This is a genomic window from Bradyrhizobium sp. HKCCYLS2038 (genome assembly GCF_051167655.1).
GTDB lineage: Bacteria > Pseudomonadota > Alphaproteobacteria > Rhizobiales > Xanthobacteraceae > Bradyrhizobium.
The window spans coordinates 467537-488300 of record NZ_JBNPTM010000001.1; the positions used below are offsets into that span (position 1 = coordinate 467537).

17 protein-coding genes are annotated in these 20764 nt (G+C 65.0%); 9 read left to right on the top strand and 8 right to left on the bottom strand.

Going from position 1 to position 20764, the window contains the following annotated elements; genetic code table 11:
• Positions 1–39: 39 nt before the first annotated feature.
• The gene (locus tag ACQR1I_RS02070) at positions 40–1059 is read right to left on the bottom strand and encodes a glutathione S-transferase family protein (RefSeq protein ID WP_434865519.1); all 1020 of its coding nucleotides are present in this window, start codon (positions 1057–1059) and stop codon (positions 40–42) included.
• A 125-nt stretch (positions 1060–1184) separates the two neighbouring features.
• Between ACQR1I_RS02070 and ACQR1I_RS02075 the strand changes: the two genes are divergently transcribed.
• Positions 1185–2969 carry an acyl-CoA dehydrogenase family protein gene (locus tag ACQR1I_RS02075; RefSeq protein ID WP_434865520.1) on the top strand — a complete coding sequence of 595 codons (1785 nt, stop codon included), beginning with the start codon at positions 1185–1187 and terminating at the stop codon, positions 2967–2969.
• Between the two features lie 292 nt (positions 2970–3261).
• On the top strand, positions 3262–4350 hold the full coding sequence (locus ACQR1I_RS02080) for a Zn-dependent alcohol dehydrogenase (protein ID WP_434865521.1): 1089 nt from the start codon (positions 3262–3264) through the stop codon (positions 4348–4350).
• 186 nt (positions 4351–4536) lie between these two features.
• Here the strand turns inward: ACQR1I_RS02080 and ACQR1I_RS02085 are convergent, their stop codons facing one another.
• The 3 genes from ACQR1I_RS02085 to mbfA all read right to left on the bottom strand — a co-directional run bounded on the left by ACQR1I_RS02085 (position 4537) and on the right by mbfA (position 7660).
• On the bottom strand, positions 4537–6006 hold the full coding sequence (locus ACQR1I_RS02085; protein WP_434865522.1) for an amidase: 1470 nt from the start codon (positions 6004–6006) through the stop codon (positions 4537–4539).
• 84 nt (positions 6007–6090) lie between these two features.
• Positions 6091–6621: a cytochrome b gene (locus ACQR1I_RS02090; protein ID WP_434865523.1), complete on the bottom strand. Its 531-nt coding sequence runs from the start codon at positions 6619–6621 to the stop codon at positions 6091–6093.
• Positions 6622–6688: 67 nt separating this feature from the next.
• Positions 6689–7660, bottom strand: a complete 972-nt coding sequence (gene mbfA, locus ACQR1I_RS02095) for an iron exporter MbfA (RefSeq protein ID WP_434865524.1) — start codon at positions 7658–7660, stop codon at positions 6689–6691.
• 201 nt (positions 7661–7861) lie between these two features.
• Here mbfA and ACQR1I_RS02100 point away from each other — a divergent pair, with 201 nt between their 5' ends.
• Positions 7862–8584 carry a hypothetical protein gene (locus ACQR1I_RS02100; protein ID WP_434865525.1) on the top strand — a complete coding sequence of 241 codons (723 nt, stop codon included), beginning with the start codon at positions 7862–7864 and terminating at the stop codon, positions 8582–8584.
• 319 nt (positions 8585–8903) lie between these two features.
• Here ACQR1I_RS02100 and ACQR1I_RS02105 read toward each other — a convergent pair whose 3' ends face one another.
• From ACQR1I_RS02105 to ACQR1I_RS02120, 4 genes are all read right to left on the bottom strand, one after another.
• Positions 8904–9287 carry a hypothetical protein gene (locus tag ACQR1I_RS02105; protein ID WP_434865526.1) on the bottom strand — a complete coding sequence of 128 codons (384 nt, stop codon included), beginning with the start codon at positions 9285–9287 and terminating at the stop codon, positions 8904–8906.
• A gap of 96 nt (positions 9288–9383) precedes the next feature.
• Positions 9384–10451, bottom strand: a complete 1068-nt coding sequence (locus tag ACQR1I_RS02110) for an alpha/beta fold hydrolase (RefSeq protein ID WP_434865893.1) — start codon at positions 10449–10451, stop codon at positions 9384–9386.
• A 235-nt stretch (positions 10452–10686) separates the two neighbouring features.
• A complete protein-coding gene (locus ACQR1I_RS02115) occupies positions 10687–12222 on the bottom strand; it encodes an acyl-CoA synthetase (RefSeq protein ID WP_434865527.1) in 1536 nt (511 codons plus the stop codon).
• 189 nt (positions 12223–12411) lie between these two features.
• Entirely contained in the window at positions 12412–13584 is a 1173-nt protein-coding gene (locus ACQR1I_RS02120; RefSeq protein ID WP_434865528.1) for an acetyl-CoA C-acetyltransferase, read from the bottom strand.
• Positions 13585–13720: 136 nt separating this feature from the next.
• Here ACQR1I_RS02120 and ACQR1I_RS02125 point away from each other — a divergent pair, with 136 nt between their 5' ends.
• The 6 genes from ACQR1I_RS02125 (at position 13721) to ACQR1I_RS02150 (ending at position 20736) form a co-directional block, all read left to right on the top strand.
• The gene (locus ACQR1I_RS02125) at positions 13721–14380 is read left to right on the top strand and encodes a TetR family transcriptional regulator (RefSeq protein WP_434865529.1); all 660 of its coding nucleotides are present in this window, start codon (positions 13721–13723) and stop codon (positions 14378–14380) included.
• An 86-nt stretch (positions 14381–14466) separates the two neighbouring features.
• Entirely contained in the window at positions 14467–15225 is a 759-nt protein-coding gene (locus ACQR1I_RS02130; protein WP_434865530.1) for an SDR family NAD(P)-dependent oxidoreductase, read from the top strand.
• A 153-nt stretch (positions 15226–15378) separates the two neighbouring features.
• On the top strand, positions 15379–16185 hold the full coding sequence (locus ACQR1I_RS02135) for an enoyl-CoA hydratase/isomerase family protein (protein WP_434865531.1): 807 nt from the start codon (positions 15379–15381) through the stop codon (positions 16183–16185).
• Positions 16186–16226: 41 nt separating this feature from the next.
• Entirely contained in the window at positions 16227–18095 is a 1869-nt protein-coding gene (locus ACQR1I_RS02140; protein ID WP_434865532.1) for an AMP-binding protein, read from the top strand.
• A 159-nt stretch (positions 18096–18254) separates the two neighbouring features.
• A complete protein-coding gene (locus ACQR1I_RS02145) occupies positions 18255–19382 on the top strand; it encodes an acyl-CoA dehydrogenase family protein (RefSeq protein WP_434865533.1) in 1128 nt (375 codons plus the stop codon).
• Between the two features lie 109 nt (positions 19383–19491).
• Positions 19492–20736 carry an acyl-CoA dehydrogenase gene (locus ACQR1I_RS02150; protein ID WP_434865534.1) on the top strand — a complete coding sequence of 415 codons (1245 nt, stop codon included), beginning with the start codon at positions 19492–19494 and terminating at the stop codon, positions 20734–20736.
• The last annotated feature ends 28 nt before the right edge of the window (positions 20737–20764 follow it).

Here is a 20764-nt window from a genome sequence, read left to right on the forward strand (position 1 = left end):
CCGTCTTCCTATGGCTGATCCCCACAATTCTGCCTGATATCAGGCCGGCCGCGGCTGCAATCCGGCGAGGCAGCCGATCTCCTCCAGCACGACGTCGAGACGGCTGCGGTCATGCAGGAAGGCGTATTTGCTCCGGAGCATCTGTAGGGAACGCGCATGATATTTCTGCGGCTTCTGCGTCCAGACGGCGTCGCCGAGCTGAACGCTGAAGACGTCGCGATTCCTGGCCATCGCCTGTTCATTGGCAAGCGTCCACGGCATGAACAGCGCGCCGACCTGGCGGGTCAGGATCGGCATCAGCGTCAACGACAATTCGGGCCACAGCTCGAAGTCGCCTTCCGCCCGCGGCCACAGCATGCGCTGGATCCAGGCCAGCAGATGCGGCGCATTGCCCTCGATCAGCGCGCCGGCGGTCGGGTCCGTCCACAGCTCGTAGAACTGGCCCCAGAGGCCGAAATCACCATACGCCGGCCGGCCGCCGAACAGATACGGCCTGACGGCGAGGTGCCGTTCGAGCAGGCCGATCATCTCGACAAAGCCCTGTTCGATCTGCGGCGCGTTGACCTCGTTCGATCCGACATACCAGAGCCGCTCGACCATGCGGGCGCGGATCTTCTCCGCAACGTTGCCGAAGTCGGCCTCGCCGGCCTTGGGCGCGACCATGCGGGCGATGCGGCCGGCTGACGCACGCTGATCGACGTCGCGCGCCCAGCGATAATGGAACATCCATTTGTTGCCCCACTCGTCGCCGAACTCCTCGATCAGCGCCGAGATGAAGCTCGTCAGCACGTCGCCGGGATGGATCGATGCGTCCGGGAATTCGAGCTCCAGCGCGTCGATGATCGGGGTCGAATCCTGCAGCGGCGTCTCATCGGGCGCGACCACCAGCGGAATGATCGGCAGCTTGGCGTGACGGCGGTACTCGGCCTCGCTTTCCGCGTTGCGCAATATCCAGTGATGCGGGATGCCCTTGTAACGCAGATACGATCGCACCTTGACCGAATAGGGCGACATCTCCGCCCCGAAGATGCGATAAACCTCCGTCGGCTGATGGGTCATGGATCTGCTCCCAGTTCGGCGTACGCCGTGCCCTGGTGTATCCGATCAGGCGCAACCTGTCGAAGAGTCCCTAAGAACACTTGAGCCTAAGAAGACTTGCGGAAACGAACGAGGGCTTAACGATCATGCATCAGTTCCTGAAGCGCGATGACGTCATGACTGGCGGGAAGCGACCGGAGCTGCTGGCGCCCGATACCACCGGCCTGAACTTCTATCGCGCCGATCCGGCACTGGCCGATCTCCTGCGCATCCATCTGCCGGAGGCGCTGGTCCGTCATCTGGTGCCGCATCTCGACCGGCTCGGCGAGCTTGCTGGCGGGTATCTCGACGAATGCGCCCGGCTGGCCGACCGCCATGGACCGGTGCTGCACCAGCGCGACCGCTTCGGCCGCGACGTGCAGTGGATCGAATATCACCCGGCCTATCGCGAGCTCGAGCGCGCCGCGTTCGGCGAGTTCGGCATCCATGCGATGTCGATCCGCAAGGGCATTCTCGGCTGGCCGCACAAATATCCTGTCACCGCCAAGCACGCCTTCACCTTCCTGTTCAACCAGGCGGAGTTCGGGCTCGGTTGTCCGATCAACGTCACCGACGGTTGCGCCAAGCTGCTTGCGAGCTTCGGCAGCGCGGCGCTCAAGGCCAGATATCTCGACGGCCTGACGCAGACTGATATGCGCAAGCTGACCCAGGGCGGCCAGTTCATGACCGAAAAGGAGGGCGGCTCCGACGTCGGCACGCTGACGACAGTGGCCGTGGCCGAGGGCGATCATTGGCGCCTGCATGGCGAGAAATGGTTCTGCTCCAATGCCGATGCCAAAGTGGTGATGCTGCTGGCGCGGCCGCAAGGTGCCGAGAGCGGCACGCGCGGTGTCGGCCTTTTCCTGATGCCGCGCTTTCTCGATGACGGCAGCCAGAACCACTATCGGATCGTGCGCTTGAAGGAGAAGCTCGGCACGCGCTCGATGGCCTCGGGCGAGATCAAGCTGGACGGCGCCATAGCCTATGCGGTGGGCCGGCTCGATCGCGGCTTCGTGCAGATGGCCGAGATGGTGAACTCCTCGCGTCTCTCCAACGGTGTGAAGTCGACCGCGCTGATGCGCCGCGCCTGGCACGATGCCATCACGGTCGCCCGCAATCGCGTGGTGTTCGGACAACGCATCGTCGACTTGCCGCTCGGTCGTCGCCAGCTCATGAAGATCCTGCTGCCGACCGAGCAGGCGCTGTCGATGAGTTTCGTGACGGCTGATGCGCTCGACCGCGCCGAAGCGGGCAGCCAGGACGCCGCGGCGCTGCTGCGCATCCTGACGCCGGTGTTGAAATTCCGCGCCACCCGCGATGCCCGCAAGGTCTGCGGCGATGCCTTGGAGATGCGCGGCGGCATCGGCTATGTCGAGGAGTTCGCCACCGCGCGCCTGCTGCGCGACGCACATCTCGGATCGATCTGGGAGGGCACCGGCAACATCGTCGCGCTCGATGCACTGAAGCGCGCGGTCGGCCGCCACGGCGCGGAATCGACGCTGGCCGCCGACCTGCATGCGCGTCTCGACGACAGCGCCGCCGTTCCGCAGGCATGGCGCGATCAGCTGCATCGCCTCGTCGATCGCGCCATAGGATTCGCGCGCGAGGTCGCGGGCCGCGCCGACAACGAAGCCGAATTCCGCCGCGCCACCAGCCTGCTGTATCACACGGCCAGCGCTGTCACGCTGACCTGGGAAGGCGCGCGCATTCATGCGATGCGCGGTGATGCGCGGCGGTTGTTGTTGGCGAAGCTCGTGGTCGATCATCGGCTGACGCCGGCCGATCCGTTCCGGCTCACGGAAAACAAAGCGGATGATGCGATGGCGTCGCTGCTGCTCGGCGAGCGCGATGCGGCGATGGAGGAGGTTGGCGAACTGATATCGGCGGCGTAGGCTCGCTATGAAATATGGAATGAACTGCGATGCGTGGCAGCCTCGTCACCACGGCAACGGTGCCCCCCTCTCCCCTTGTGGGAGAGGGTGGCTTTCATGCGCAGCATGAAAGCCGGGTGAGGGGTTGCCACGGGCGCGGAGTTTGCTGTGTGGCACGAACCCCTCACCCAAGCGAGCTTGTGGTCGATAGTTGTGTAGCCCTCTCCCACAAGGGGAGAGGGCGCAGCCATCGGCGCCGGAAGGACTACTCGTTACGCTGCTCAATAAAGCATAACAAAACAGGGAGAACGCAATGAAAGCCGCCGTGCTGATGGAGGTCAACAAGCCGCTGGTGATCGAGGACATCAGCGTGCCCAAGCCGGGGCCGCGCGAGGTGCTGATCCGCACGGCGGTCGCCGGGCTCTGCCATTCCGACCTGCACTTCATCGAAGGGCTGTATCCGCATCCGCTGCCGGCCGTGCTGGGTCATGAGTCCGCTGGAATCGTCGAGCAGGTCGGCTCCGACGTCACCTATGTGAAGCCGGGCGACCACGTCGTCACCTGTCTCTCTGTATTCTGCGGCACTTGCGACAACTGCACCACGGGTCGCCCGGTGCTGTGCACCGACACCACGGTTAAGATGCTGCCCGGTGCCTCCAACCGGCTGTCGTGGGGACGGTCCGAGAAGCTGCACCAGTTCCTCAACCTGTCGTCCTTTGCCGAGCAGATGCTGGTGCACGAGAACGCCATCGTGAAGATCCGCAACGACATGCCGCTCGAGCTCGCCGCGCTGATCGGCTGCGGCGTCATCACCGGCTATGGCGCGGTCGTCAATACCGCGCGGGTGACGGCCGGCGAAACGGTCGCGGTGATCGGCTGCGGCGGTGTCGGCATGGCGGCGATCAACGGCGCCGAGATCGCGGGCGCGGGCCGCATCATCGCCATCGACACCAACCCGGCCAAGCTGCAGCTCGCGACCAAGCTCGGCGCCACCGACATCATCAATCCCGCCGACGGCGATGTCGTCGCGCAGGTGCGTGAGCTGACCAAGGGCGGCGTGCACCACGCCTTTGAGGTGCTCGGGCGCAAGGAGACCGCCGAGCAGGCCTTCGCCATGCTGGCGCCCGGCGGCACCGCGACCATCGTCGGCATGATCCCGTTCGGCCAGAAGATCGAGCTGCACGGCTTCGACTTCCTTCGGGAGCGCCGCATCCAGGGCTCGTCGATGGGCTCCAACCACTTCCGCGTCGACATGCCCCGCCTCGTCGAATTCTACCTGCGCGGCAAGCTGCACCTGGAGGACTGGATCTCGGCCAAGCTGAAGCTGTCCGAAATCAACGAAGGCTTTGCCAACATGAAGGCCGGCAAGACCTTGCGCAGCGTGATCATGTTCGACGCGTGATGGAAGAGGTCGCAGGTGATGCGGCTGATGAGGTCGTGGGAGCCTGTCGATCAGTTGCTCGTCATGCCCGGGCTTGACCCGGGCATCCATCCTCTCTCGTAGATGGATGGCCGGGTCAAGCCCGGCCATGACGATGGAGACGACGGCTGGTTGTGGCAAGGCGTTGTGAAAAACGCCGGACTCCAACTAATCCGCGAACATCGGTGGCGGCACGAAGCCGCCGAATTCACGCTCGATCAGTTCGGCGAGCTTCAGCGGCGTACGGTCCTCGAGGAACGGGCCGACGATCTGCACGCCTACGGGCACGCCATTGGCAAGCCCGAGCGGGATCGCGGTCGCCGGCAGTCCCGGCAACGTGGCGATGCCGGGCCACGCCAGCTGATCGGTATAGACATGGTCGACGCCGTCGATGCTGATGCGGCGCTGTTCCTGGTCGGGCGAGTGGTCGTGCGGATATGCCGGGATAGGCATGATCGGACAGATCACCGCATCGAAACTCTCGAACAGCGCCCGCCATTGCGCGCGCAGGCCGATGCGGCCGTTGCTGGCCTGCACCCAGTCGCGGTGACTGAGCGCAATGCCGCGCAGGCGCTCGGCACCCAGGCTCATGGCCTGCTTGGGAAGATGTGCGGCCGCCTGAACCGCGCCGGCATGGACCTCCGGCGGCATCATCGCGCCGAGAAAGCCGAGCAGCAGACGCATGTAGATCCGGCTGGACGCAGCGAAGTCCGGCAGCAGCGGGCTGTCGCTCACGACATGGGCCCCCGCCTTGGCGAGATCGGCGGCGAGCCGCTCGATCGCACCGCGCACGCTTACATCCGTCGGCAGCAGCGGATCGCTTGCGATCACCAGCACGCGGAACTCCTGCAGCCGCGCATGGCGCGCCGCCGGCAGCTCGAGGCGATAGGCCTTCCCGCCCTCAAGCGGATCGGGACCGGCGATGACATCGAGCAGCAGCGACAGGTCCGCGGCCGAGCGCGCCATCGGGCCGACCACGGCGAGGTCCGCCTCGCCAGGCATCGGCGGGAACGGCGGCGGCGTGTGGCCGCGCGAAGGCGCGAGGCCATGGGTCGGCTTGTGCGCCGTGACGCCGCAATGAAACGCCGGCGCCCGCAGCGAGCCGCCGATGTCCGAGCCGAGCGACAGCGACCCGTAGCCGGCCGCCAGCGCCGCCGCCGACCCGCCGGAGGAGCCGCCTGGCGTGCGGCCGAGATCATACGGGTTGTTGGTGGTGCCGTAGATGTCGTTGTAGCTCTGCCAGTCGCCGAGCCCGAGCGGCACGTTGGTCTTGCCGAGCACGATGCCGCCGGCGTCCTTGACGCGTGTGACGATGAGCGCGTCCTCGGCCGCGATGAAGTCCTTCTGCTGCGGAAAGCCCCAGGTCGTCGGCAGGCCGGCGACGTTGAAGGACTCCTTCACGGTCATCGGCAGCCCGAGCAGCGGCCGCCGCTCGCCACGCGCAAGCCGTTCGTCGGCAATGCGTGCGGCGTCGAGCGCGCGCTCGAAATCGCGCGCGCAGATGGCGTTGATCTTGTCGTCGTGTCGCGTGATGCGATCGATGGCGAGCTGCGTCAGCTCGACCGAGGAGATCTCGCGATCCGCCAGCGCCTTCGCCGTCTCGACGGCGGTTGCAAACGTCCATTGCGATGCGGCCAAGGGTCCAACTCCGGTGGGGTAAGGAAGGCCCTGTTGTAGCCGACGCCAATGGCGGTGGCTTGACCGAAATTGCTGGCCTGCACGTCAGCCCGGCAGCATGCGCTGCATGACGCGATCGCGATACACGAAGATGTGCGCCAGGGCGGCGCCGACATGCACGACGATCAGGATCAGCAGCAGCCATTCGGCCGCCTGGTGCAGCCCGTCGATGGCGCGGTTGCCGGCCGGGTTGCGCGCCGCCAGCATCGGCAGCTGGAACAAATAGAAGTACGACACGCTCCAGCCGCGGAACGAGGCGAACAGCCAGCCGGTGATGGTGCTGGCGAGCACCATGACATAGAGCATCCAGTGCACGGCTTCCGAGCTCAGCCGCTGCCACGGCGGCAGCGAGCTTTCAGGTGCGACCGGATGTGTCAGCCGCCAGACGAAGCGCACCAGGATCAGCGCGAGAATGGTGAGGCCGAACGAGATGTGCAGGATCATCGGCGCGCCCGGCGGCGTGCTGGCGTGCAGATCGGGCATCAGCCAGCCGATCGGATATTGGATGGCGAGCAGCGCCACCACCAGCCAGTGCAGGATCTTCGCAGGCGTGCCGTAATGCAGGCGTGGCGTCATGACGAGCCTTCTGTTGCGATCGATGAGGCGCAATCAGCAATCAGGGCGGAAGTTCCGCCATGCATGCTCAGGCCGCTCCGATCAATATCCCCACCCCTAGCACGATGATGCCGCCGAGCACGATCTGGAACACGGCCTGCAAGAAGGGCGTGTCCATGTAGCGGGCGCGAATATAGGCGATCGCCCACAATTCGAAGAACACGACGAGGCAGGCTATCGCAGTCGCGATCCAGAACGCGTTCGTCCAGGAATCGGGCACCAGATAGGGCATCGTATGGCCGAGGCCGCCGAGCGTCGTCATCGCGCCGCAGACGGCGCCGCGCAGCAACGGCGAGCCGCGGCCGGTCAGCGAGCCGTCGTCGGACAGCGCCTCGGCAAAGCCCATGCTGATGCCGGCGCCGATCGAGGCGGCGAGACCGACCAGGAAGGTCTGAAAATTCTGATGCGTGGCGAAAGCGGCAGCGAACAACGGCGCGAGCGTCGACACCGAGCCGTCCATCAGGCCGGCGAGGCCGGGCTGCACATATTGCAGCACGAACACGCGCCGCCGTGTCTCGTCCTCCTTGTGGCGGACGTCGGGGCTCAGGATCTGGTCGGTCAGCTTGGCGGCGACCTGCTCGTGGCCTTTCTCGGCCAGCGCGAGATCGCCAAGCAGCCTGCGCACGCCGACGTCCTTGGCCTGCTCGGCCGCCTTGGCGTAGAAGCGCTCGGCCTCGAACTCCATCGTGGCGACCTCCTTGCGGATGGCGTCGAGCGACAGGTTCTTGGTCAGCCAGATCGGGCGGCGCTGCATGAAGCCCTTGACGTTCTCGCGCCGGATCGGCGGCAGGTTCTTGCCGAAGCGCTCCTCATAGAGTTCCAGCAGCATGTGGCGGTGGCCCTTCTCCTCCTCGGCCATCTGCTCGAACAACTTCGCCGAATCCGGATACCGCTCCGCAAGGTCCTCCGCGAAGCTCATGTAGATGCGGCCGTCTTCCTCTTCGGCCGAGATCGCGATCGCCAGGATCTCGCGCTCGGTGAGGTCGGCGAAATTCTTCATTCCAAGATCCCCGGATCTGTCGCTCTCAACATTCGTGTGTTTAGAACGTTTCTAAAGTGTATAGGAATTTGCCGCAACGCGGTCAAACTCCCGCCGCCCCGTGGTCGCGAAACCTTTCGTGATGGCTCATTCAAGCTGCAGTCATGGAACTGCGAGGATAGTTCGTCGTTCGCGGTTCGCGTAGCCACCTAAGGAGTTCCAATGGACAGCGTCAAATACCGGCTCAAAGATCCTGGCTTGGCGCCGCGCCGCACCAGGATGGATATTCCGGGCTGGGCAGGAGAACGGCAGCCGCGCGCGAATGGCTCGCATGAGCAGGTCTGGCACTGCGTACCATTCTCTGAAGGTGCGCAATATGGCATCGAGCTGTTTTACCCCTACGCATTCGAGCTGCAGGTGACGACGCGCGACGGCAGACTGGAGCTGTCGGGGGACTGGGGCGAGCCGCCCAGCCCGAGCCTGCAATGGCCGCCGTTCCGCAACTTCGGCGATGCGTTCTACACCTATCAGATCCTGCTCGATCTCAAGGTCCCCAAGGGCTTTGCCATCCGGACCGAGCCGCATCCGCGCTTCTATACCGACCGCACCGATACCTGCCCGATCGCCGTGCCGGCGCTGGTGCGCAACTTCTGGCCGATGCTGTTCTTCTGCGTCTTCAAGGCGCCGGCGGAGGGCCGCACGCACATCTTCCGCCCCGGCGAGCCGTTCGCGCAGGTCATCGTCATCCCGGAGGAGGCGAACTTCACGGTCGAGCCGATGAGCCCCGACGAGGCGGCCGAGCGCGAGCTGCAATCGCGCCGCATCCATGCCAGCCGGCCCGTGCTCGCCAAGGAGACCGAATGGGTGTCGAATACCGACACGGTGTTTGACGGCACCTATCGTCATCTGCACCGCGCGGCCAAGGAGAAGGCGCGCAAGTCCTGATCAGACTTACGTCCTCAGCGCGCGCGCCATCGCCTTCGGCCAGCAGACGTTTTGCTCGCCCGTCTCCACGTCGTCATGGCCGGGCTCGTCCCGGCCATCCACGTCGTTCTCAGCGTGCTGAACGACGTGGATGCCCGGGTCTTCGCCGCCCCGAAGCGGCTTCGGCCGCGCAGGCGGGACAAGCCCGGGCATGACGGAGAAATAAACTGACAGGCTCGCTCGTCGCGACAGCTCCACAACGATTTGCTGCGGCTCTTTCCTCAAAGAAAAGGGCACCGACCCCGCGGCCGGCGCCCTTCGGACCGTCATCTCACCGCGATCAATAGCGATCGTAGTACCAGTGATGGTGATGATGGTGGTGGTGATGGTAGTAGCGGCGCGGCACCACGTAGACCCGGGGGCCGTAGCCGTACCCATAGCCAGGGCCGTAGCCGTAGCCGCGCCAGTAGCCATGGTGATGGTGGTGATGATGGTGGTGGTGGTGGTACCACTGCGCCAACTGAACCCTCGGCTCGTCCGCCTGCGGTCCCTGCTCGTCGAGCGCCTGCAGCACCTTTGCGGCATCCGGAATCGGCTCGAGAAGGTCGGCGTAGGAATTGACCTTCAGCACATCGGTGGGGGCTGGAGCCGCCGACGCCTGAGTCGTGCCGAGCGCGCCGACGGCGGCAACTGCGCCGAGCAAGCCTGCGATCTTCTTATCCATAAATCATCTCCTGATGCGCATCGCCCGAATGCCAAAACGTCGCACCCCGAATGTTCGTTCCTCGATTCGCCTGATAAGTCAGAACGGAGTCCGAAATCAGGCTGTCGATTTGTTCAGGAACGTTAACAGGAGCTCATTGACATGGTCATGCTGCTCCTGCTGCACCCAATGACCGGCGCGATCGATCAGCTCGCACATGATCATGTTGGTACACACTCGGGATTGCATCGCTTCAAACACGCCGGGCCGTTGGTAGATGCCCCAGTCTTGCAGACCGGAGATGAATGCAGACGGAACGTCGATGGTGCGATCCGACCAGGTCTGCAATTCCGCGTCGAACAGGCCTGACGTGCCGCAGCGATACCATTGCAGCCCGCCCTGGAAGCCAGTTCGTTCATATTCGGCGGCGTAGATCGCGAGCTCGCTGTCAGGCAGCCAGTGATTGGCCGCGATCGCCGCGGCGTCAGGCATCTCCTCGGCGACAGTCTCGGCCATCGTCTTGGCGAGGTCCATCACATAGTAGGTCGGCAGCTTGGCCAGCTCGTCTGCGCTCCACGCCTGCAACGGATACGGCTTGTTGTCGGGCCAATCGGCGCTCTTGTGGTGATAATAGGCCCGCAGGAAATCATGCAGTCCTTGCGGGGCCTTGACCATGTCGGCGTTGGCCTGCCGCGTGGAGTAGTACCATTGATAGTGCTTGCGCGGTCGCGGCAATGCCGCGAGTTCGCGGTGCACGGGATCTTCTTGCGGCGCAACCGGCCGGTCGGCGATGCCGAACGGCGCTGGCGGCGGACCTGGGAACGGCGCGCTCATCATCACCACTGATCGAAAGACGTCGGGGCGGATCAGCGCGCACCACGCCGCGACCGGGCTGCCGAAATCGTGGCCGACGACGGCCGTATGGCGGTGGCCGAAGGCATAGACGACGCCGAGCGCGTCGCGCACCAGATTGGTGAAGCGAAATGGCGCGAGGTCGCCGTCATATTCGGCGCTCCAGCCGGTGGAGCGGCCATAGCCGCGCTGGTCCGGCGCCAGCACGTGATAGCCGGCCGCCGCCAGCGCCGGCATCACCTTGCGCCAGCTATAGGCGATCTCGGGAAAGCCGTGCAGCAGCACCACGCAGGGCCGGCCCGGTGTTTCGAAGCCGGCTTCGAGGACGTGCATGCGCAGACCGTTGATGCCGTCGACGTAACGGCTGCGGATGGAGGACGGAAGGGGGAGCGGGGGAAGTTGGTGAAGAGATGTCATCGCGGCCCTCATCAGTGTCGTCCCGGCCTTGAGCCGGGACCCGTAACCACAGGACGATGTGGTGAGGCTGACTGGCAGCTCCAGCCTTCGCAAAACTCAAGACGGCGGTTATGGGTCCCGGCTCAAGGCCGGGACGACACCGTTGGTGAGGCTACGCCGCGCCCTTCTTCGGCCAATAGCGCTCGCGCAAATGGCGCTTGACCAGCTTGCCGGTCGGGGTGCGCGGCAGCTCCGGCTCGAAGTCGATCGAGCGCGGGCATTTGAGCGGCGACAGGTGTTGGCGGCAGAACAGGATCAACTGCTCCTCGAGCGCCTTGCCGGCGCGGGCCATGTCGTGCGGCTGCACCACGGCCTTGACCTCCTCGCCCATCTCCTCATTGGGCACGCCGAACACCGCGACATCGGCGACATCGGGATGGGTGATGAGCACGTCCTCGGTCTCCTGCGGGTAGATGTTCACGCCGCCCGAGATGATCATGTAGGACTTGCGGTCGGTGAGATAGAGGAAGCCGTCGGCGTCGAGATAGCCGACATCACCGAGGGTCGACCAGCCCTTGTCGTTGTAGGCGCGTTTCGTCTTCTCCGGATCGTTGTGATAGGAGAAGACCGGCGCGTCGGCGAAATAGACCGTGCCGATCTCGCCGGTCGGCATCTCCTGATCGTCCTCACCGAGGATCTTGATCTTGCCGACCACGGCGCGGCCGACGCTGCCGCGATGCTCGAGCCATTGCTTCGAGGTGCACACGGTGACGCCGTTGCCTTCGGAGCCGGCATAGTACTCGATCAGGATCGGCCCCCACCACTCGATCATCCTGGCCTTGACGTCGACCGGGCAGGGCGCCGCGGCATGGATCGCGCCCTTCAAGGTCGAGACGTCGTACTGCTTGCGGACGTCCTCCGGCAGCTTGAGCATGCGCACGAACATCGTCGGCACCAGCTGCGACTGCGTCACCTTGTACTTTTCGACCAGCTTAAGAAACTCCTCGGCGTCGAAATGCTCCATGATGATCGACGTGCCGCCGAGCACCGAGACCATCATGTTGAAGCGCAAGGGAGCGGCGTGATAGAGCGGCGCCGGCGACAGATAGGTGCTCTCGGCATTCATGCCGCACATGTCGGCGCAGAGCACGCGCAGGAACGGGTTCGCCTGGTCGATCGGATTGCCTTCGAAATCCTTCTTGATGCCCTTCGGCCGTCCGGTCGTGCCTGACGAATACAGCATGTCGTAGCCGGCGACCTGGTCGGCGATCGGTGTCTTTGGCTGTGCGCCGGCTTCCTTGTCCCAGGAGCGGAAGCCGGGCTCGGGCTCGTCGACCATGAAGAACAGCGGACCGTCATTCGACACGAGGTCGCGCACCTGCTCGGCGCATTTCGGCGAGGTGATGAAGACCTTGGCGCCGCAATCCTTGATGATGTAGGCGATCTCGTCCTTGGTGAGATAGCGGCTGATCGCGGTGTAGTAGAGGCCGGAGCGCTGCGCGGCCCAGGCGATCTCCATGAAGGCAAGCCGGTTCTCCATCAGGAACGCGACGTGATCGCCGGCCTTGAGGCCGAGCGCACGGAACAGCTGGGCGCCCTGGTTGGAAAACTCGTCGAGCTCGCGATAGGTGATGGCCTTGCCGGTCCCCGCCATCTGATAGGCGATCTTGTCGGGATGGCTCTGGGCGTGGATGGAGGGGTGGGTCATGATGGGCTCACCGCGGATGAAAGGAAAAGGTGTCGTCCAGGCCTTGAGCCGGGACCCATAACCACAGGAAGCTGTGGTGAGAGCGAGCTGTGGCTCCAGCTTGCCCAACATTCAATTCGGTGGCTATGGGTCCCGGCCTAGTGCGCAATTGCGCACTAGGCCGGGACGACACCGTTGGTGCTGTGAGAGCTAGAGTCTCTCGACGATCGTCACATTGGCCATGCCGCCGCCCTCGCACATGGTCTGCAAACCATAACGCTTGTTGCGGGCCTTCAGCGCATGCAGCAGCGTGGTCATCAGCTTGGTGCCGGAGCCGCCGAGCGGATGGCCGAGCGCGATCGCGCCGCCATTGACGTTCAGCCGGCTCGGATCGGCGCCGGTGCTCTTCAGCCACGCTGTCGGGACCGAGGCGAAGGCCTCGTTGACCTCGTAGAGGTCGATATCGTCGATCGACATGCCGGCCTTCTGCAGCGCGCGTTGCGTTGCCGGCAGCGGCGCCTCCAGCATGATGACGGGATCGCCGCCCATCATGGTCATGTGATGCACGCGGGCCAGCGGCTTGACGCCGAGCGACTTCAGGCCGCGCTCGTTGACGACCATCACGCCCGACGCGCCGTCGCAGATCTGGCTGGCGCTGGCGGCCGTCAGCTTGCCGTTCTCGGCGATCAGCTTGACGCCCTTGATGCCGTCGAGGCTGACGTCGAAGCGGATGCCCTCGTCGATATGATGGGTGTCGGTCGAGCCGTCTGCACGGGTGATCTGCAGCGGAATGATCTCGTCCTTGAAGTGCCCTGCCTGCGTCGCCGCGATCGCGCGCTGGTGGCTGTTATAGGCGTACTCGTCGAGGTCATCCTTCGACAGCCCGTACTTCTCCGCCATCATTTCCGCGCCGGTGAACTGGCTGAACTGGATGTTCGGATAGCGGCTCTCCATGCTCGGGCTCTTGTAGTGCCCGAAGCCGTTCTTCGCCGGCAAGGTGGAGGCAAGGCCCATCGGCACGCGGGTCATCGACTCCACGCCCGCGGCGATCACGACGTCCATCGCGCCCGACATCACTGCCTGCGCGGCGAAATGCAGCGCCTGCTGCGACGAGCCGCACTGGCGGTCGATCGAGGTGCCCGGCACGCTCTCCGGCAGCTTCGAGGCCAGCACTGCGTTGCGGGCGATGTTGGTCGACTGCTCACCGGTCTGCATCACGCAGCCCATGATCACGTCCTCGACCTGGTCCGGCGCGGCGCCGGAGCGCTCGACCAGCGCGTCCAGCACCTTCGCCGCCAGATCAGCCGGATGCCAGCCGGCCAGACGGCCGCCCTTGCGGCCGCCGGCCGTGCGTGCAGCCGCGACGATATAGGCTTCCGCCATGAGGTTTCCTCCCTAGACTTGGTTCGTGATTGCCGGCGATTTAAATGCGCGATTGAGGCTTAGTCAATCGATCAATTAACTCTTGAGATCAACTCCGGCTTCGGCTTATCTGCCCCGATCAAGCGCGAGATGGATCTTGGGACCTCAGCTTCAGAACAGCGTGCCGGAGAAACTTCCCGCGGGGCGGAATGCCACCGCGGAGAAGCTGCTGGTCGCCGCCAGCGAGCTGATGATCCAGAGGTCTTCGATCGAGATCTCGCTCAGCGACATCGCGCAGAAGTCCGGTTCGAACGCCGCATTGGTCAAATACCATTTCGGCAACAAGGACGGCCTGCTGCTGGCGCTGCTTGCCCGCGACGCGGCGACCGAGGTCGCCCATCTCGAATTCCTGCTGGCGCAGCCGATCTCGCCGACCGCGAAGCTCAAGCTGCACATCAACGGCATTATCCGCGCCTATCACCGGTTTCCCTACATGAACCGGCTGATCCATTATCTCCTGCACGAGAGCAGCCCCGAGGCCGCTGACGAGGTGTCGAAGTTCTTCGTCGCGCCGCTGCTGGATTTTCATCGCCGGTTGATCGAGGAGGGCGTCGCCAAGGGCGAGTTCCGCGTCGTCGATCCGGTGCTGTTCTACACCAGCCTGATCGGCGCCTGCGATCACCTGTTCTTTGGCCGCCACGCGATGTCGCGCGCGATCGGCGTCGGCCCGGTCACCGATGATGTCTGCCGCCAGTACATCGCCCATATGGAGGCGCTGATCTGCGGCGGGATAGTGAAAGGGGCGAATGGCGAATAGGGAGTAGCGAGTAGGGGATATCCTGCCTTCCCTATTCGCTACTCCCTATTCGCCACTCGCCAACAACAAAACGGAGGAAACGCACCATGCAACTCAACAACGTTGCCGTTCTCATCACCGGCGGTGGCTCGGGTCTCGGCGCCGCCACCGCGCGCGCCATGGCCGCCAAGGGCGCCAAGATTGCCGTGCTCGACCAGAGCAAGGAGAACGCGGAGAAGGTCGCTGCCGAGCTCAACGGCGTTGCCATTCATGCCGACGTCACGGACGAAGAGCAGGTCAAGGCCGGCCTGGCCAAGGCGGAAGCCGCGCACGGCATCGCCCGCGTGCTGGTGAACTGCGCCGGCATCGGCGGCTCGCAGCGCATCGTCGGCAAGGACGGCGTCTATCCGCTGGCCAAGTTCGCCCGCATCATCAACGTCAATCTGATCGGCACGTTCAACGTGCTGCGCCTGTTTGCCGAGCGCCTCGTCACAGCGGAGGCGGTCGGCGAGGAGCGCGGCGTCATCATCAACACGGCCAGCGTGGCAGCTTACGAAGGTCAGATCGGCCAGATCGCTTATTCGGCGTCGAAGGGCGGCGTCGTTGGCCTCACGCTGCCGGCGGCACGCGATCTCGCCAGCCAGAAGATCCGCGTCAACACCATCGCACCCGGCCTGTTCCTGACGCCGCTGCTGATGGGCCTCAACGAAGAAGCGCGCAAGAGCCTGGGCGCTCAGGTGCCGCATCCGGCCCGCCTCGGCGACGCCACAGAATACGGCAACCTCGCCGTCCACATCGTCGAGAATCCGATGCTGAACGGCGAAACCATCCGCCTCGACGGCGCCATCCGCATGGCCCCGCGCTAACCACAACCTCCGCTGTCGTCCCGGCTTCGAGCCGGGACCCCTACTCCGCGGCGTCTGTGAGAGGCACTCTGGCAGACACCGCGCCCTGACCAATCAAGCCGGTGGCTATGGATCCCGGCGTTCGCCGGGACGACACTGAGGGTGGAGCGCGCCATGTCCCAACCGCTGCTGATCGAGCATGACAACGGCGTCGACCATGTGACGCTCAATCGTCCGGAGAGCCTGAACGCGCTCGATCCGGCACTGATCGATGCGCTCAACGCCTATTTCGAAAGCCTGCAGCGCAACGGCACGACGCGCGTCGTGGTGCTCAAGGGCGCTGGCAAGAACTTCTGCGCTGGCCTCGACCTCAAGGCCGCGATGCAGCGGCGCGGTGGCGTCAACGAGCCGCCCAGCGTCACCGAATCCTTGGACTCGCAGCGCCGCATCGCCGACATCGTGATGCTGATGCGGCGCTGTCCGCAGCCGATCATTGCGCTGGTGCAGGGCGCCGCCGCCGGCGGCGGCTTCGCGCTGGCGCTCGCCGCCGACATCCGCATCGCTTCGCGTTCGGCGCGGATGAACTGCGCCTTCATCAAGCTGGGGCTCGGCGGCTGCGACATCGGCACCAGCTACTTTTTGCCGCGCCTCGTCGGCGTCTCCGTCGCCTCCGAGCTGATCCTCACCGGACGCTTCATCGGCGCCGAGCGTGCGCTCATGGTGGGCCTGGTGTCGGAGATCGTCGAGGACGACATGCTCGACAGCGCCGCTGCACCCTTCATCGGTGCGATGATCACGGCCTCGCCGGTCGGGCTTCGCCTGTCGAAGGAATGCCTCAACATGAGCGTCGATGCGTCGTCGATCGAAGCCGTGATCGCCATGGAGGATCGCAACCAGGTGCTGTGCAGCCGCTCGGAAGATTTCAAGGAAGGCATTACGGCCTTCCTCGAGAAGCGAAAGCCGGTCTATACCAACCGCTAGATATCAAGATCCGCAAAGGACGATATTTCGGGAGACGCAAAATGGACGGAACGGCAGCGAAGGTGCTGGAGAAGCCGGCATTCCGCAAGGTCAACTGGCTGGCGCGCGACATCGATGTCGAACGGCGGGGGGATGGCGTGATCGTCATCAAGTCGCGCATTCCGCTGCAGGCCTACGAGCCGCATCTCGCCGCGCCGTTGGCGCGCTGGGCCAAGGAGGCGCCGACGCGGACCTGGCTCGCGCAGCGCAGCGGACCCGAGCGGCAATGGCGCAAGCTGTCCTATGTTGAAGCCAAGCGTACCGTCGACGGACTGACGCAGGGTCTGCTCAATCTGAAACTCGATGGCCGCCCGGTCGCGATCCTCTCTGGCAATTCCATCGAGCATGCGCTGATGACCTTCGCCGCGATGCAGGCACGCTCCCCGGCGGCGCCGGTGTCGCCGGCCTATTCGCTGATGAGTCACGATCACCTCAAGCTGAAATATCTGTTCGGGCTGGTGAAGCCGGGCGTCGTCATGGTGCAGGACGGCCCGACCTTCGAGAAGGCGCTGAAGGCACTCGACCTCGCCGGCGTCACCGTTGTCCATGTCGCGCGTCCGTGCGAGGGCATCCCGAGCGTCAGCTTCGCGGATCTGGCCGCGACGCCGGTGACATCTGAGGTCGAGACGTCGATCGCGCAGATCACGCCTGACACCGTCGGCAAGCTCCTGTTCACCTCCGGCTCGACCGGCATGCCCAAGGCGGTCATCAACACCCAGCGCATGATGTGCGCCAATGCGGCGATGATGATGCAGACGCGTCCGCGCGGGCCTGATGCGCCGATCTCTACCGTGCTCGACTGGATGCCGTGGAATCACACCATGGGTGGCAACGCGCTGTTCAATCCGCTGCTGATCGAGGGCGGCACGCTGTACATCGACGACGGCCGGCCGATGCCCGGCATGTTCGACGAGACGATCAAGAATTTGCGTGAGGTGTCGCCGACCTACTACGCCAACGTTCCCGCGGGCTATGCCGCACTCGCCGCGGCGATGGAGAAGGACGATGCGCTGTGCCGCTCGTTCTTCAAGGATCTGGGCATCATGGCCTATGGCGGCGCGCGGCTGCCGGACGATCTCTACGAGCGCATGCAGGCGCTGGCGGTCAAGACTACCGGCGAGCGCATCGTGTTCTACACCGGCTGGGGCTCGACCGAGACTGCGCCGACCTCGACCGGCACCTATTGGAACACCGAGCGCGTCGGCCTGATCGGCCTGCCGTTCCCCGGCGTCGAGCTGAAGATGGTGCCGACCGGTGACAAATACGAGCTGCGGCTGCGCGGCATCAACGTCATGCCCGGCTATCTCGGCCAGCCCGAGCTGACCAAGAAGGCGTTCGACGACGAAGGCTTCTACTGCATCGGCGATGCCGGCCTGTTCGTCGATCCCAATGATCCGGCGCAGGGCATCATCTTCGCCGGCCGCGTCGTCGAGGACTTCAAGCTGACGACCGGGACCTTCGTGCATGTTGGCTCGCTGCGCACCGATGCGATCGCGGCCGCCACGCCGGCGATCCACGATGCGCTGGTGGCCGGGCAGGATCGTGAGTATGTCGGCCTGCTCGCGTGGCCGAACCTGCACGCCTGCCGGCAACTGGTCGGCAATCCCGATGCGACCTTCGAGGACGTGGTGAAACATCCGGCGGTGATCGACTGTGTCCGCCGCGGACTTCAGGCACATAATAAAGAGTGCGAAGGCGCCAGCAGCCGGCGCATCGGCCGCGCCATGCTGATGGTCGAGCCGCCGTCGATCGACGGCCACGAGCTGACCGACAAGGGCTACATCAACCAGCGCGCCGGCCTCGACCGCCGCGCAGCCCTGGTGGAGCGGCTCTACGCTGATGTGCCCGACTCCGACGTGATCGTGCTGTGATGAGGCCCATCTCTTTCCACTCGTCATACCGGGATGCGTGCGCAGCACGCAGGCCCGGAATCCATAACCACGATCGTGAGTATGGATTCCGGGCTCGCGCTCCGCGCGCCCCGGAATGACGGCGAGTTTTAGATCCGACTTCCAAGGCGAGTGACATTCATGAACTTCGATTTCTCCGACGACCAGAAACAGCTGCGGGACCAGGCGCGGAAATTCCTCGCCGAGAAGTGCCCGCCCAAGGCGGTGCGCGTCGTGCTCGACGGCAAGGAGCCGTATGATCGCGCGTTGTGGAAGGGCTTTGCCGAGATGGGCTTCCTCGGCGTCGCGATCCCCGAGGAGTATGGCGGCGCGGGCGCCGGCCATCTCGAGCTGTGCGTGATCGCCGAGGAAGTCGGCCGCGCGCTGGCGCCGGTGCCGTTCTCGTCGACGGTCTATCTCGCCGCGGAAGCACTGATGCTGGCCGGCAGCGATGCGCAGAAGCAGGCGTGGTTGCCGAAGATCGCGAGCGGCGAGACGATCGGCACCCTGGCGCTGTTCGAGGGCACCGGCAATCCGTCGCCGAAGGCGATCAAACTTGAGGCTGCCAATGGGGTGATCAACGGCGTCAAGAAACCGGTCGCCGACGGCGCCATCGCCGATCTGATCATCGTCGCGGCGCGCACCGCCTCGACCGGCCGCGACAGCGACGTCTCGCTGTTCCTGGTCGATACGAAGGCTGGCGGCGTCGAGGCCAAGGCGCTGACCAATCTCGACCCGACCCGTGGCCAGGCCGAGCTCACTTTTACGAACTGCAAGGCGGAGCCGCTCGGCGCTGCCGGCGAGGGCTGGAGCATCCTCACCCAGGTGCTCGACCGCGCGGCCGTGCTGACCGCCTTCGAGCAGGTCGGCGGCTCCGACCGTGCGTTGGAGATGGGCCGCGACTACGCGCTCGACCGCATCGCCTTCGGTCGTCCGATCGGCTCGTTCCAGGCGGTCAAGCACATGCTGGCCGACATGTATGTGTCGGCGACCTTGGCCCGCTCCAACTCCTACTATGGCGCCTGGGCGCTCTCGACCAACGCCCCGGAATTGCCGGAGGCCGCGGCCTCGGCGCGCATCAGCGCGACGCAGGCGTTCCAGCACTGCGCCAAGAACAACATCCAGGTCCATGGCGGCATGGGCTTCACCTGGGAGTTCGATTGCCACATGTACTACCGCCGCGCCAACGCGCTCGCGCTCGGCCTCGGCAGCCTGTCGTATTGGGAAGACCAGCTGATCGACCGCATGCGCAAGCGCAATGCGGCATGAATTCGTAGGTGGGCAAAGCGAAGCGTGCCCACCATCCCCGTCAAGTGGCTGCAACGGTGGGCACGGCTCGTTGCGCCTTTGCTCACCCTACGAGAGCAGGGTTTGAAACATGAACTTCGATGACACCCCACAAGAGGCTGCGTTCCGCGCCGAAGCTCGTGCGTGGATCGCCGCCAACGCGCCGAAGCAGTACGAGGACGAGCTGCGCGCCTCCTCGCTCGGCCGCACCGCGCTGAAGAATGCCAATATCCTCGAGGTCGCCAAGGCCTGGCAGAAGAAGAAGGCCGATGCCGGCTGGGCCTGCCTGCACTGGCCGAAGGAGTATGGCGGCCGCGGTTCGTCGCCGATCGAGCGCGTGATCTGGCAGCAGGAGGAGGGGCCGTTCGGCAAGCTGTCGGGCATGTTCATCATCGGCCACGGCATGTGCGGGCCGACCATGATGGCCTACGCATCGGAGGAGCATAAGCGGCAGTACCTGCCGCCGCTGGCGTCGGGCGAGAAGGTGTGGTGCCAGCTGTTCTCCGAGCCGGCCGGCGGCTCCGACGTCGCGGGCCTGCGCACCCGCGCCGAGAAGCGCGGCGACGAGTGGGTGATCAACGGCCAGAAGATCTGGACCTCCGGCGCGCATTACTCCGACTACGGCATCCTGCTGACGCGCACCGATCCAACCGTGCCGAAGCACAAGGGCCTCACCATGTTCTTCCTGGATATGAAGAGCAAGGGCGTCGATATCAGGCCGATCAAGCAGGCCAGCGGCCATTCGGATTTCAACGAGGTCTATTTCACGGATGTCGTGATCCCGGACTCGCAGCGGCTCGGCGCCGTCAATGACGGCTGGAACGTCGCGCTCACCACCCTGATGAACGAGCGCATGTCGATCGGTGCCGGCGTCTCCACCGGCTTCCCCGAGCTGTTCGACTTCTGCTCCAACCTGATGCTGGACGATCGACCCGCGATCGAGGACCGCAACGTGCGCTCGAAGCTGGCGAGCTGGGCGGTGAGGGCGAGCGGACTGAAATACACCAGCATGCGCGCCATCTCGGCGCTGTCGAAAGGCGAGCGCCCCGGTCCGGAGAACTCGATAGGCAAGCTGGTCGCGGGTTCGATGGTGCAGGACGTCGCGGCTTTCGCGCTCGATCTGCAGGGCGCGGCTGGTGTGCTGAGCGGTCCCGAGGCGGAGCTGGCCGGGCGCTTCCAGGCGATGCTGCTGCGCGCGCCCGGCACCCGCGTCGAAGGCGGCACCGACGAGATCATGCGCAACATCATCGCCGAACGCGTGCTCGGTTTGCCTGGCGATATCCGTGTCGACAAGGACCTGCCGTTCAACCAGGTCCCGACGAAGGGACGTGCCTAGTTACTGTCGTAGGGCGGGTTAGCGCAGC

What these genes read in the sequence shown, in the direction of transcription:
- ACQR1I_RS02070 (WP_434865519.1), bottom strand. Translation starts at nt 1,059, where the DNA reads ATGACCCATCAGCCGACGGAGGTTTATCGCATCTTCGGGGCGGAGATG.
- ACQR1I_RS02075 (WP_434865520.1), top strand. Translation starts at nt 1,185, where the DNA reads ATGCATCAGTTCCTGAAGCGCGATGACGTCATGACTGGCGGGAAGCGA.
- ACQR1I_RS02080 (WP_434865521.1), top strand. Translation starts at nt 3,262, where the DNA reads ATGAAAGCCGCCGTGCTGATGGAGGTCAACAAGCCGCTGGTGATCGAG.
- ACQR1I_RS02090 (WP_434865523.1), bottom strand. Translation starts at nt 6,621, where the DNA reads ATGACGCCACGCCTGCATTACGGCACGCCTGCGAAGATCCTGCACTGG.
- mbfA (WP_434865524.1), bottom strand. Translation starts at nt 7,660, where the DNA reads ATGAAGAATTTCGCCGACCTCACCGAGCGCGAGATCCTGGCGATCGCG.
- ACQR1I_RS02100 (WP_434865525.1), top strand. Translation starts at nt 7,862, where the DNA reads ATGGACAGCGTCAAATACCGGCTCAAAGATCCTGGCTTGGCGCCGCGC.
- ACQR1I_RS02105 (WP_434865526.1), bottom strand. Translation starts at nt 9,287, where the DNA reads ATGGATAAGAAGATCGCAGGCTTGCTCGGCGCAGTTGCCGCCGTCGGC.
- ACQR1I_RS02110 (WP_434865893.1), bottom strand. Translation starts at nt 10,451, where the DNA reads ATGCACGTCCTCGAAGCCGGCTTCGAAACACCGGGCCGGCCCTGCGTG.
- ACQR1I_RS02115 (WP_434865527.1), bottom strand. Translation starts at nt 12,222, where the DNA reads ATGACCCACCCCTCCATCCACGCCCAGAGCCATCCCGACAAGATCGCC.
- ACQR1I_RS02120 (WP_434865528.1), bottom strand. Translation starts at nt 13,584, where the DNA reads ATGGCGGAAGCCTATATCGTCGCGGCTGCACGCACGGCCGGCGGCCGC.
- ACQR1I_RS02130 (WP_434865530.1), top strand. Translation starts at nt 14,467, where the DNA reads ATGCAACTCAACAACGTTGCCGTTCTCATCACCGGCGGTGGCTCGGGT.
- ACQR1I_RS02135 (WP_434865531.1), top strand. Translation starts at nt 15,379, where the DNA reads ATGTCCCAACCGCTGCTGATCGAGCATGACAACGGCGTCGACCATGTG.
- ACQR1I_RS02140 (WP_434865532.1), top strand. Translation starts at nt 16,227, where the DNA reads ATGGACGGAACGGCAGCGAAGGTGCTGGAGAAGCCGGCATTCCGCAAG.
- ACQR1I_RS02145 (WP_434865533.1), top strand. Translation starts at nt 18,255, where the DNA reads ATGAACTTCGATTTCTCCGACGACCAGAAACAGCTGCGGGACCAGGCG.
- ACQR1I_RS02150 (WP_434865534.1), top strand. Translation starts at nt 19,492, where the DNA reads ATGAACTTCGATGACACCCCACAAGAGGCTGCGTTCCGCGCCGAAGCT.